11 protein-coding genes and 1 pseudogene are annotated in these 12937 nt (G+C 61.1%); 10 read left to right on the top strand and 2 right to left on the bottom strand.

Annotated elements, in window-relative coordinates; genetic code table 11:
• Positions 1-400 precede the first annotated feature (400 nt).
• From AAFN47_RS25990 to AAFN47_RS25970, 5 genes and pseudogenes are all read left to right on the top strand, one after another.
• Positions 401-711: pseudogene (locus tag AAFN47_RS25990) on the top strand (GNAT family N-acetyltransferase).
• A gap of 440 nt (positions 712-1151) precedes the next feature.
• Complete coding sequence (locus AAFN47_RS25985) at positions 1152-1505, top strand: YciI family protein (RefSeq protein WP_499812145.1); 354 nt, start codon at positions 1152-1154, stop codon at positions 1503-1505.
• Entirely contained in the window at positions 1502-1624 is a 123-nt protein-coding gene (locus AAFN47_RS25980) for a hypothetical protein (RefSeq protein WP_499812142.1), read from the top strand. Before AAFN47_RS25985 ends, AAFN47_RS25980 begins: the two co-directional genes overlap by 4 nt.
• 6 nt (positions 1625-1630) lie before the next feature.
• The gene (locus tag AAFN47_RS25975; protein WP_499812141.1) at positions 1631-1858 is read left to right on the top strand and encodes a YciI family protein; all 228 of its coding nucleotides are present in this window, start codon (positions 1631-1633) and stop codon (positions 1856-1858) included.
• Positions 1855-3090, top strand: coding sequence for an RNA polymerase sigma factor (locus tag AAFN47_RS25970; RefSeq protein WP_499812140.1), 1236 nt, complete (start codon positions 1855-1857; stop codon positions 3088-3090). Before AAFN47_RS25975 ends, AAFN47_RS25970 begins: the two co-directional genes overlap by 4 nt.
• Here the strand turns inward: AAFN47_RS25970 and AAFN47_RS25965 are convergent.
• Entirely contained in the window at positions 3087-4790 is a 1704-nt protein-coding gene (locus AAFN47_RS25965; protein ID WP_499812139.1) for a thiamine pyrophosphate-requiring protein, read from the bottom strand. The two genes, AAFN47_RS25970 and AAFN47_RS25965, sit on opposite strands and share 4 nt — an antisense overlap.
• A 141-nt stretch (positions 4791-4931) precedes the next feature.
• Between AAFN47_RS25965 and AAFN47_RS25960 the strand changes: the two genes are divergently transcribed.
• From AAFN47_RS25960 to AAFN47_RS25940, 5 genes are read left to right on the top strand one after another with little or no spacing between them, the layout of a single operon-like run.
• Positions 4932-5882 carry a TAXI family TRAP transporter solute-binding subunit gene (locus AAFN47_RS25960; protein WP_499812138.1) on the top strand — a complete coding sequence of 317 codons (951 nt, stop codon included), beginning with the start codon at positions 4932-4934 and terminating at the stop codon, positions 5880-5882.
• Positions 5883-5895: 13 nt separating this feature from the next.
• Entirely contained in the window at positions 5896-7836 is a 1941-nt protein-coding gene (locus AAFN47_RS25955; protein ID WP_499812137.1) for a TRAP transporter permease, read from the top strand.
• 3 nt (positions 7837-7839) lie between these two features.
• Positions 7840-8646, top strand: a complete 807-nt coding sequence (locus AAFN47_RS25950; RefSeq protein WP_499812136.1) for an IclR family transcriptional regulator — start codon at positions 7840-7842, stop codon at positions 8644-8646.
• Positions 8643-9659, top strand: coding sequence for an amidohydrolase family protein (locus tag AAFN47_RS25945; RefSeq protein WP_499812135.1), 1017 nt, complete (start codon positions 8643-8645; stop codon positions 9657-9659). The genes AAFN47_RS25950 and AAFN47_RS25945 overlap by 4 nt, the downstream gene beginning before the upstream one ends.
• A 21-nt stretch (positions 9660-9680) precedes the next feature.
• Entirely contained in the window at positions 9681-11267 is a 1587-nt protein-coding gene (locus AAFN47_RS25940; protein WP_499812134.1) for an FAD-dependent monooxygenase, read from the top strand.
• Here the strand turns inward: AAFN47_RS25940 and AAFN47_RS25935 are convergent, their stop codons facing one another.
• The gene (locus AAFN47_RS25935; protein WP_499812133.1) at positions 11268-12833 is read right to left on the bottom strand and encodes an MDR family MFS transporter; all 1566 of its coding nucleotides are present in this window, start codon (positions 12831-12833) and stop codon (positions 11268-11270) included.
• Positions 12834-12937 lie beyond the last annotated feature (104 nt).

Genomic DNA, 12937 nt, shown 5'->3' with positions numbered 1-12937 from the left:
AACCTAAAGTCCCGTCCAGGTCCAAAACAAAGCCCAAAAGCCCATTCCGGAAACCAACAAGGCAAAACGTACCGTCGCCAGCGGCGACACCGCCCTCGTTGGTGGCGCTATATACCCAACACATCTCGAACAAGTCAACACCAAAAAATGCCGAAAATGAAACTTTCTTGACAGCGGGCTGGCGTCGACTTTCCAAACTGCCGAAACACACCGGCGAAACTTGCCGCAGTATCTGGCGTCTGATCCGATATGGGGTGTCGCAGAGCCGGTTTCATCCCGTGATTCATTGCAATTTGGTAAGGTTTGAAAACCCCGCCCCAGGCCCTTCATCTCCTCCATTGCAAGAAAAAGGAAATGGCGGCAGGCTCGCCTCCAATGGAAAAACTCGGGATATAGCCCAATGTCTCATACGCATATCCAGATTTCGGAAAACGAGACAAAGGGCCGCTATATCTATCGCGCCGACGACGGGACCGAAGCTTACATGACCTTTTCGAAGGTTGGCGAACGATGATCATTATCGACCACGCGGAAGCGCCGGATGCTATTCGGAGACAAAAGATTGGTTTGAAGCTCATTGAAAGAGGCGTCGAGGACGCCCGCGCCGCCGGTCGAAAGACCCTGCCCCTCTGCCCATTCGCCGCCGCCCGGTTCCGGAGGCTTCCTGAGTGGAGCGATGTCCTGTCGAGGACGAAACGGAGGGACCCGTGAAGCCGATCGGGGCCCTACTCTCACCAATACCGGCGAGCAAGCCGACGCCTTTCGTGACGCCGACTACCGCGCGCTGTGAGAATACCGAAGCCACGCTTTCCAGACGACGGCCGTCGCCAATAAGTTATCGATTGCGTAACGGGCGTTCATCAACTTGTTGCCTCTCGCAGTCTGGCGCAACGGGCAAGCTTCTGAACGCTTCGGCGAACTGCCGGATTGGTCGCGCCTGGCGTATTTGCCGTTTTGCGCCTGCCCGATATGGCAGGCCAGAAGAATGTCGATCATTGTCGGTCACCTCTTTCGTGTCTGTTCGGAAGTGGTCGAATGACGGGCGACAGGTTCGACATCACGCATAAAAAAGTTTGACCCTGTCGAATGCGGCGTTGTCCGTTCGACCAGTTCGTGTCATCGACAAAAAGGGAGTGCGATTGTTGAAATACATGCTGCTGATCTATCTTGACGAAGCCCTTCACCTGGAAACGCCACAGTCCGAGCAGGACGGCTTCGTCAATGCGATGATCGACCAAGACGACAGGCTGCGCGCCAGTGGCCACTACGTGACGTCGGACGCACTCATGGCGCCTTCCGAAGCCGCAACCGTGCGGGTAAGGGAAGGCAAGCTCGCCGTAACCGACGGACCCTTCATTGAAACCAAGGAACATTTGAGCGGCTTCTACATAATTGAGGCGCGCGACCTCAACGAAGCCATCAGACTGGCCGCAGAGATACCCCTTGCGACGGTAGGATCCGTGGAGGTGCGTCCCGTCGACAAACTCGAAAGGATCGAACAATGAAATTCATGTGCGTCGTCATCCTCGACCAGGAAATCGCCGACGGCATGGGCGAGGCTGACTGGAGGGAAATCGACCGCCAGAGCATGGAATATGACCAGGATCTCATGAAGCGGAAGTAATACATCATGTCCAAGGCGCTCCAGGGACCGGACACGGCGCGCACCGTACGCGTTCGCAAGGGGCAACCCATTATGACCGACGGCCCTTTCGTCGAGACCAAGGAGCAACTGGCGGGCTTCATCATCATCGAAGCCGAAGACATGGAAGAAGCCATGGCGATCGCGACGGAGATCCCGATTGCGAAGATTGGCGCCGTCGAGGTCCGACCGGTCCTGGAGTTGCCCTGGAATTGAGCCCGCGCGACATCGGCATCGACGAAATCTGGCGTAGCCAATCGCGCCGCGTGCTGGCGACGCTGATCCGTCTCCTCGGCGATTTCGATCTTGCCGAGGAAGCGTTGCAGGACGCCTTCGTCGCCGCGTCCCGGCAGTGGCCGCGCGAGGGGGCGCCGAAGAACCCTGCGTCCTGGCTGATTTCCACCGGCCGTTTTCAGGCGATAGACAAGTTGAGGCGCAGCCGACGTTTCGACGATTTGCGGCCGGAGCTGATACGCCAATTGAGCGAGGAGCCCGAGGCATTGCCGGATCAGGCGATTGCCGACGACCATCTCCGACTGATCTTTACCTGCTGTCACCCTGTGCTTTCTGTCGAGGCCCGTGTGGCGCTGACGCTGCGCGAGGTCTGCGGACTGACGACGGAGGAGATCGCCCGGGCCTTCCTGCTGCGCGTTCCGGCTGTGGCCCAGCGAATCGTCCGGGCAAAGGCGCGCATCCGCGATGACGAGATTCCCTACGAGGCGCCGGAGCACGAACACTTGCCGGATCGTCTCGATGCGGTGCTGCACGTTATCTACCTCGTATTCAACGAAGCTTATTCAGCATCCTCCGGAACCGATCTCATCAGGTCCGATCTCGCCGCGGAGGCGATAAGGCTCGGTCGACTGATGACAGAATTACTGCCCGACGGAGAAACATACGGCCTGCTCGGCCTGATGCTGGTCCACGCATCGAGAAGCGCCGCGCGCCTCTCGCCTGAGGGCGACATCGTTCTGCTGGCCGATCAGGACAGGAGCCTTTGGAATCAGGATCTGGTAAAAGAAGGTTGTGATTTCGTCGAAAAGGCGTTCGCGACGCGCCATATCGGCCCTTACACCCTGCAGGCGGCGATCTCCGCAGTACACGCCTCGGCGCCGGCGGCGAAGGAGACAGACTGGCGACAGATCATCGCCCTGTACGACGTGCTGCTTCGGGTAGCCCCCTCACCGGTCGTGAGGCTCAACAGAGCCGTCGCCATCGGCATGCGCGGCGATCTTGAGGAGGGTCTGGCGCTGGTCGACGCTCTGCTCGTCGAGGGACAATTGTCCGATTATCACCATGCCTATGCCGCGCGCGCCGATCTGAATCGTCGCCTCGGCCGAGACAAGGCCGCTCTCGAGGCCTATCAGAAAGCGCTGGAGCTCTGCCGCCAGGAGCCGGAACGGCGCTTCCTGCAACGGCGTCTCGATGCGTTGGCGCAGTCCCTCTAGCGCTTGTCCGACACCGCGACGCACACATCTATCAGCGCCTGACGGCGCTCGTCGCCGATTACGGCGAGCGCGCGAGCAAGCGCAGCCGGCAGGTCCTCTCCCCTTTCGACGCGTTCGACATGGGCCCGCGACGCAGCGGCGATCTGGCAATAGTCGGGAGCGGGCTCCAGCGATGTCAGCGGCATGGTGTTTTCACGCACAGCAGCGCCCTGCGGATATCCATTCTTCACCGAGCGGCGAACCGCATTCCACATGCCGTTGTTCTTGATGATCGTAAGGAACGGAAGACCCAGCGCCTCCGACACCTGGTGGCAGGCGACCGGATTGGCGAAGATATAGGATCCGTCGCCGATAACGGCGACGCACAACCGCTCCGGACATGCCAGCCGGGCCCCGATTGCGGCGGGCATCGCCCAGCCGAGACCGCCTGAATGCGGATTGGTGAACAAGCGGTTCGGCCCTTTCAGGTCCATGACCCCGGCAAAGACGCCGAGTTCGGAGAAGACAACGGCGTCCTCTTCGAGCGCATCCGAGATGCAATGGCTCATCCACTCATCGGTCATCGGCGTCCCGGACCCTGCATCCGCAAGCGCGCGCATTGCGGCGCGGCGTTCAGATGTGGCGTGTGCGATCGCCCGGCGTCTTTCCTCGATCCGTTGCGTACTGCCAAACGGCGCGGCGCCGAGAAGCGTGACCGCCGCCGCCGGATCGGCGGTGATCGACAGGTCCGACCGGTAGCCGCGAACCGGCATGCGGTGAAAATCAGGATCGGTTCCAATATGGATGACCCGCGCCGAGGGCGCGACGTCCTGGAGCGCCCGGATCCAGGGCACGCCGCTGTCGAGCACCAGAACCAGATCGGCGTCTTTCAGCGCCCTGGCCGGGTCATGCCCGGCGAACATCGGATCCGAAGAAGCCATGACGTTGCGTATGGTGAACGGCTCGACGACCGTGATCGCGCGTCGGCGGCAAAAGTCCGGCAACACCGCGCCAAGGCGCCCCTCGACATCGCCGCGCTGACACAGGATCACCGGGTTGTCCGCCGCGGCGATCCACTGCGCCGCTTGCTCGATGGCGGAAGGATCGGGAAAGGCGACCGCCGCGGGCGGAGCAGCCTCCTCGTATCTCGGATCGGTGTGCGGCAGCGTTTCCATGAGGGGTTCGCGCGGCAGGCTAAGATAAACCGGTCCGCGCGGCTCGCTCATCGCGATCGAAAGCGCGCGGCCGACAAGTTGCGCGGCCTGTTCCGGGTAACGCATTTCGTAGTGGAACTTGACCGAGTCGGCAACGAGCGACGACTGGTCGTACATCTCCTGCCCGTATTGAATCGGCGTGACCCTGGAGCCAGGCCGGCCATATTCGGATATCGGCGTGCGACCAGACAGAACGAGAAGCGGAATATTGTCGCTCGCCGCGTTGATCACGCCCATCGCCGCGTTGGCGAGCCCGACATTGACGTGCACCATCACGGCGAGCGGCTTTCCGGAGACGAGATAATAGCCGTGCGCCATGGCGACGGCCGCCGTCTCGTGCGGAACCGTCACCGGCTGCGGCGCCTGCTCCGGCCCAAGCCGCGACAATGCTTCGATAATCGGTGGAAAGTCCGTTCCCGCATTGGCGAGAAAATAGTCGATCCCCTGTCTCTTGAGCGCGCGCAGCAGCGCCTCTGCGCCCGTGATGGCGGTCATGTCCTCAGCCATTTCGCTCGAATCCTCCATTGCGACAATTGGGACTTGTAAATCATCCCGTTCCCGTTCATTCTAGTCCAAAATCTCATTATAAGGGATTTTTGATCGGTTTTGGCTCTGAAAGCCATGCCGTCACACCGAGGGAGGAAAACCATGCGTCACCTGTTTGCAACTGCATTGATGGCATTCGGACTGAGTCTGGCCGGACAGGCACAGGCCCAGAACGTCGGCATCGCCACATCCAATCCGGGCTCGCTGTTCCACAATATCGGGACGGCCGTCGCCAACGCCGCCAACGATTCCGGTCTCAACGCCACCATTCAGCCGGCGACAAGTCCGAACCAGTTCATACCCTTCATCAACTCCGGCGGCATCGAGTTCGGCGTCGCAAATCTGCAGGAGGTCAATTACGCGCTTGAGGGGAAGGCCTGGTTCGACGGCAATCCCAATCCGAACCTGCGCGTCGTCGCGATGCTGATGCCGCTGCGTGAAGCCATCTTCGTGCGGGCCGACAGCGATATCATGTCGGTGGCCGACCTCAAGGGAAAGCGGATGGTTGACGGGTACACCGCCCAGAACACCATCCTGCCGCAGCTCGACGCCATTTATTCCACGGCCGGCCTCACGCGCGGCGACATGACGCCAGTCAACGTTCCGAGCGTGGTCGCCGGCGCGGACGCTTTCATGGCCGATGAATCCGACGGCTTCATCTTCGCCCACGGCGCAGGAAAGGTCCGCGAGGCGGACGCCGCCGTTGGCGGCTTGCGAGCCCTGCCGATCGACAATCCGACCGACGAGGCGCTGGCAAAGGCGCGCGAACACTGGCCGACCGCCTTTTTCACAACCATCAAGGCCGGAACGACGCCGGGCGTGCTGGAAGACGCTTCCTATTTCGCTTTTCCGCAAGTGATCTTCACCCATGCAAATGCGCCGGACGATGTCGTCTACGCCATGACCAAGGCGATCTATGAAGGCAAGGAATCCATGGCCAATACGTTCAAGCCCTTCAATCTCTTCGATCCTGCCGAAGTAAAGGGCGATCCGGGCGTCGCCGAGTTTCATCCAGGCGCCTTGAAGTTTTTCGAGGAAAACGGCCTGAACTGAGCCGGATTGCCCGATGAGCGAGACACCGCAAAGGGAGGCCGCCCATGGCCTCCCCTTCGCACTGGCCCGGCCGGTCGCCGACGCGTTTGCATTGCTTTTGACGCTTGCAGCGGTTTGCTGGGCTCTCTCGGTTCCGCGCTATTTCAATCTCGGCTTCTATCCCCAGCAGTTCTTTGCGATCATCCTCGCCTGCGTGCTGCCGATCGCCTTTCTCACATTACCGGCGCGCATGGGCGCCAATCGCGAGCGGGTACCTTGGTTCGACGTGGCCCTTGCCGTTCTCAGCTTCGCCGTCGTCACCTTCATCGCCATCCGCTATCCGGACCTGGTCCTGAAAATATTTTCCCGGCCGCCCGAAGTCTGGATACCGGGCCTCATCGCCATTCTGCTGGTTCTTGAAGCCCTCAGACGCGCCACCGGCTGGGCGCTCGTTATTATTATCATCTGCTTTCTCGCCTATGCGCTTCTCGGCCATTTCATACCAGGACGCCTGTCCGGCAGGCCCCAGAACTGGCAGATGCTGTCCGGCTACATGGCATTCGATTCCAACGGCATTCTCGGCCTGCCGCTTTCGGTGGCGGCGACGATCGTCATCACATTCATTCTATTCGGCGCGCTGCTGTCGATCACCGGTGGATCGCGCTTCTTCACTGACGCCGCGATGCTCGCCATGGGACGGTTCCGCGGCGGCTCGATGAAGATCGCGGTGCTTGCCTCCGGGCTTTTCGGCTCCATTTCCGGCTCGGCGGTCGCCAACGTCGTTGGCACGGGCGTCGTCACCATCCCGATGATCAAGCGCGACGGCTACCCGGCCCACAAGGCGGCGGCGATTGAAGCCGTGGCCTCGACCGGCGGCCAGCTGATGCCGCCAGTGATGGGCGCCTCGGCATTCCTGATGGCTGAATTCCTGGCCGTTCCATATTCGACCATCGTTCTCGCCGCCCTGGTGCCTGCGATCCTCTACTATATCGCTCTCTTCATTCAGGCCGACCTTGAAGCCGCACGGCTCGACATATCTCCCGTCCCGAAATCCGAACTGCCTGTCCCCTCTGCAGTGCTTGGCGGACTGCATTTCGCGATCGCTTTCGCAGTGCTCATTTATGCGCTTTTCTGGATGCGCTGGCAGCCCGAGCGCGCGGCGCTTCTGGGCTGCGTGTCACTGGTCGTCACCTCGCTGCTGTTCGGATACGGCGGCAGCCGGCCGAAAATATTCGATATCGCGGCGAGTCTTTCCAGAACCGGTCATTCGGTCGTCGAAATCATTCTCATTTCGGCGGCCTCCGGCCTCGTCATCGGCGTGCTGAACGTCACCGGCCTCAGCTTCAACCTCACCTATGTGCTTGTCCAGATCGGCGGCGGCAACGTCATCGTGCTGCTCGGACTGTCGGCCATAGTCTGCATCATTCTCGGCATGGGGTTGCCGACGCTCGGCGTCTATGTGCTGCTGGCGGCGCTTGTCGCGCCGGCGCTGGTCCAGGTGGGGATCGAGCCGATTGCCGCCCATCTGTACGTGCTCTATTACGGCATGATGTCCATGATCACCCCGCCTATCGCGCTTGCGGCCTTCGCCGCGGCGAGCATCGCAAAATCGCCGTCCATGCAAACCGGCTTCGCCGCCGTGAAGTTCGGCTGGTCGGCCTACGTCATCCCGGTGTTGTTCGTGTTTTCGCCGACGCTGCTGCTGATCGGCGCGCCGGTGGACATCGTGCTGGCGATCGTCACCGCCGTTGCTGGCGTGTGGCTGATCTCGGCAGGGCTTGCCGGCTATTTCACCAGCCGCATGAATCCGGCGACGCGATGTCTGTTCGTGCTCTTTGGCCTGATGGCGCTGATCCCGGCGCAGGCGTTTCCCGGCGCGGTCTACAGCGACATAGCCGGTGTGCTCGGCGGAGCAGTGCTGATGGGATCGGAATTCGCGCGCAAGCGCCTGCGCCTGCGCCGGGCGGAGGGCTGAGCGATGGCCGCAAGCAACAGCCTCGAGCGCGTCCTTTCGGTCCTGCAGGTCTTTTCGGAGGATCGCCTGGAGTGGACGCCGGAAGAAATGATGGCCGAACTCGGCTACAGCCGCCCCACCCTCTACCGCTATCTCAAGACGCTGAAAGACGCCGGTCTGCTGACTTCGACGCCGAACGCCGGGTTCTCACTGGGTCCAAAGATCGTGGAGATGGACTATCTCCTGCGCAAATCAGACGCGCTGGCCCTGAACGGTCAGCCTTATATCGAGGAGCTCGCCGGCCGCTATCCCAGCACCGCCCTCCTCGTGCGCTGGTACGGCAAGAAGATCCTGTGCGTCGCCTCCGAATGTTCCACGCCCGATCCTCTCAGCAGCTATCCGAGAGGCCGGCCGATGCCGCTCGCACGCGGAGCGATTTCGCGGTCGATCATGGCCTTTCTGCCCCGACGGCAATTGCTTCCGATGGTCGAGGCTAATCTGGACGAACTGCGAGCTGTCGGCCTTGGCGACACCGTCGAGGAGATCCTTGACAGCTACAGACGTGTGCGCAAGGCCGGCTTCGCGACCGCGCGGGGCGAAGTCACGCCTGGCGTGACCGGTTTCGCCGCGCCGATCTTCGACGCCGGCAAGAGTCCGATCGCAAGCATTTGCCTGACGATCGCGAGCCCCGAGCTGACGCCGGATCGCGAGATTGCGATCAGCCGGGACATCGCGCGCGCGGGCGCGCAACTCAGCAACGAACTGTCCGACCGGCGCAACGCCCTGGACGACGATGAATACCACACGATACGGGACGGGAAACAACCATGAAGAAGATCGACATTTTCAACCACATCTGGCCCGCGCCCTTCTTCAAGGCCCTGATCGACCACATCGGGGAAATGACGGATATCACCAACCGCAGCGGCGCGGTGCCGATGATGACGGATCTCGACAGACGCTTCGAGGTGATGGACATGTTCGGCGAGGATTACCAGCAGGTGCTGTCGCTCGCCTCCCCGCCACTGGAAAAGCTGGCCAGCCCCGAAAAGGCGCTGGAATTGTCGAAGATCGGTTCCGACTCGATGGCCGAACTTTGTGAAAAATATCCGGACCGGTTTCCGGGTTTCATCGGCACCGCCCCCTTGGGTAATCCGGATGGCGCCGTCGCCGAGGCCAAACGCGCCGTCGAAGACCTCGGCGCCTGCGGTATGCAGATCTTCACCAACGTGTCCGGCAAACCGCTCGACCGGCCGGAATTCGAACCTTTCTTTGAATACATGGCGTCGTCCGGAAAACCCGTCTGGATGCACCCGGCGCGCGGCGAGAATTTCCCTGATTACCTCTCCGAAGACCGCTCGGAATATGAAATCTGGTGGACCTTCGGTTGGCCCTACGAGACATCCGCCGCCATGGCGCGCATGGTGTTTTCAGGCCTGTTCGACCGTTATCCGGGCCTCAAGGTCATCACTCACCACGCCGGCGGTATGGTTCCGTTTTTCGAGGGTCGGGTCGGCCCTGGCTGGGACCAGATGGGCGCCCGCACGACCGATCGCGACCTCGCCGCTGTTCGCCAGGTGCTGAAGCGACCGCATCTCGAATATTTCAAGGATTTCTATGCTGATACGGCGTCCTTCGGATCGCGCAAGGCGATCGAGCACGCCATGGAGTTCTTCGGCGAGGATCATGTCCTTTTCGCCTCCGACGCGCCGTTCGACCCGGAAGCCGGCCCCATGTACATCCGGGAAACGATCCGGATCATCAGCGAACTCGACATATCCGAAGAGACCCGCTCGAAGATCTTTCAGGACAACGCCGTCAAACTGTTGGGGCTGTCCCTTTGACGCTCAAGACAGGTCGGCCCCATGTCTGAAGAGACAGTGAAACGCGACGTCATTATCGTCGGCGGCGGCCCGGTGGGCATGGCGCTTGCGATCGAACTCGGTCAGCGCGGCGTATGCTCCGCAGTCATCGAGCGCTATCACACGCCGCAACCCATTCCGAAAGGCCAGAACCTCAATCAGCGCACCTTGGAGCTGTTCCACTTCTGGGGTGCAGAAAAGCAGCTCCGCAACGCAAGGCGCATTCCGCACAATTACGGCATTGGCGGCCTCACCGCCTATGGAACGCTGTTGAGCGGCTATCACTACGACTGGCTCAAGCGCGAAGTCGTGCGCCCCTTCTATTACAGGGAAAACGAGCGACTGCCGCAAAACGAGACTGAAGGCGTGCTGCGCGAACGCGCGTCGGAACTGCCGCAAGTCGCCATTTCCTGTGGCTGGCGCGCCGAGCAGATCGGACAGGGCGCCGATGGCGTCTGGGCGGAGGCTCGTGACGAGACCGGCGCAACCAGACGCTTCGAAGGCCGCTACCTCGTCGGCAGCGACGGCGCCCGGTCGATCGTTCGCGATCAGGCCGGCATAACACAAACCCGCAAGGACCACGATCGCGTCATGGTGCTGCTTGTCTTTCGTTCGACCGGCCTCCACACGCTTCTGGATCGGTTTCCCGACAAGCAATTCTATTGCGTGCTCCATCCAGATCTGGAGGGTTACTGGCGGTTCTTCGGGCGGGTCGATCTCGGCACGACCTGGTTCTTCCACGCCCCTGTGCCGCCGGGAACGACGGAAGACAATTTCGATTTCACACAACTTCTTTACGACGCAGTCGGCGCGGAATTCGACGTCGCCTTTGAGCATATCGGTTTATGGGACCTGCGTTTCGCAACCACAGACAACTACCGTTCCGGACGCATCTTCGTGGCCGGAGACGCCGCCCACAGTCACCCGCCCTATGGCGGCTACGGGATCAACACCGGTTTCGAGGACGCCTGCAATCTCGGTTGGAAGCTCGCCGCAACGCTGAGCGGATGGGGCGGCCCTGCCCTGCTCGACAGCTACAATGACGAGCGCCGGCCGGTCTTCGCATCCACGGCGGATGATTTCATCGAGAATTTCATCCACGAAGACCGCGCCTTTCTCGAACGCTACAATCCTGAAGTAGACAAACCCCTGTTTGAAGCGCAATGGGCCGCGCGCGCGGCCAGCACGGCCGAGGTGAGCGCCTATGTGCCCAATTACGCCGGATCACCTGTCGTTTTCGGCCCGAAATGCGCAGAATCCGGAGCGAAAGGCGAACATGTCTATGCGGCACGCCCCGGATTTCACTTGACGCCGCAACATCTTTCGACCGGAGACAACGTCTTTGAACGACTCGGACCCGGTTACTCGCTGCTGGCGATCGATGCCGCGGCGCAGGCGGAGTTGTTTCGAAAGGCGGCGAAAGAAGCAGGCATACCGCTGACGATCGTCACTGAGGATGTTCGGAAACTGGCCGAAGCCTACGCCGCAAGGCTTATTCTGGTGCGGCCGGACCAGTATGTCTGCTGGACGGGCGATGACGTTGAACCTGACGCGATTGCTATTCTGAAACGGGTCTCGGGCGTCGTTTGACTATTCGACGGCGACCGCCACCGCTCTGCCGGCTACCTTCGGCGCATCCGTCTCTTTCGGTTCATGCTTGGGAAGCCGGACATCCTTGAGCATGATGGCGAGAAACAGCGCGACGACGAACAGGGCCACTCCGAAATAATAAACGTTGTGAAAGGCGTAGGAGAATCGTGTCACTGCTTCAGCGGCCGCGTCATCCGGCAAAGCGGAAATCATTTCCGGCGTGAGTTCGCTCAGAGGCAGGCCGAGCCGGCCGGCCATTTCCTCCGACACCAACCCTTGCCCGCGGACGAGGCCCGCCGTCAGCAAACCACCGTTGATTGCGAGCCCGAAGGCGCCGCCGGACAGCCGCACCAGGCTCAGGGATCCCGTTGTGACGCCGACATCACGATGCGGCACGGCGTTTTGTACCGCCACCATCAGGGTCTGCATATGCAGGCCGATGCCGAATGAAAACATCATCATCAGAGCTGCGACGCCCCAGACAGGCGTCTCGTTGTCAACTGTGGTGAAGATGACAAGGGCGACAAGTCCAAGCACCATAGATGCGATCGGATAGGGTTTGTAGCGTCCGGTGCGGGCAATGAGGATACCAGACCCGATGGACGCCACGAGGGTGAACATGGACGCCGGCAGAAACATCAACCCGACCATCGCCGGGTTCAGTCCCGTGACCGTTTGCAGGAAGAGGGCAAAGTAGTTCAGCATCCCGAGCGTCGACATCGAGGCGAGAAAGGATATGGCGAGCGACAGGGCGACGGTCCGGTTGGTCAGTATCCGCAAGGGCAGAACCGGTTCGCTGGCGACGCGCTCAACCATCACGAAGCCGATCAGGGACAGAACGGTCAGTACAGGCAGTATGTAGGACATGGCGTCCGGCGCGCCCGGCGCAAGCAGCTTCTGCGACCAAAGGACGCCAAGCGTCACAGAGGCTGCAAGAAGCAGCCCACCCGGGTAATCTATCTTCGGCCTGCTTCTCTTCGTCACCGGCGGCATGGCGAAAAACAGCGCCGCGATGACGACCGCACCCACGGGAATATTGATCAGGAAAACGAACTCCCAGCCGATCGACTGCGAGAGCACGCCGCCCGCAACCGGTCCGATTACGCTGGAAAGCGTGAAAGTGGCTGTGCTGTACCCCTGATAGCGGGCTCTTTCCCGCGGTTCGAAAAGGTCAGCGATCGTCGAGAAGGCTGAAGTGACAAGCCCGCCGCCGCCCAAACCCTGCAGCACGCGAGCGGCGATCAGTGATTCCATTGACCAGGCAAGCGCACAAGCGAGCGATCCGACGGTAAACAGCACGATTGCGAAAATAAAGACAGGTTTCCTGCCGAGAATGTCGCCGAGCTTGCCATAGAAGGGCGTGACAGCCGCTGTCGCCAGCAGATATGCGGCGCCCACCCAGCCGAAAAGATCGAGCCGCCCGAGATCGGCGACCATGGTCGGCAGCGCCGTCGCAATGATCTGGATGTCGAGCGTCGCCATGAACATACCGGCCAGCGCAGCCAGGTAGATGACGTACTTGCGGCGTGGCGCAAGGTCATACATCGAACTGGCGGAATGAGACATCAACGAATTCTCGGCGCTACAGGAACATCTGGCGATCTGACTGCCGCTATCACTATTTTCTTGACGGAATGATAAAGACAGCCGGCAAATATACTACCGCGCAA

This window comes from Hoeflea sp. CAU 1731, from assembly GCF_039888615.1.
Classification (GTDB): Bacteria; Pseudomonadota; Alphaproteobacteria; order Rhizobiales; family Rhizobiaceae; genus Flavimaribacter.
The sequence above is the reverse complement of the archived record's forward strand: the minus strand, read 5'-3'. Positions and strand labels throughout refer to the sequence as shown.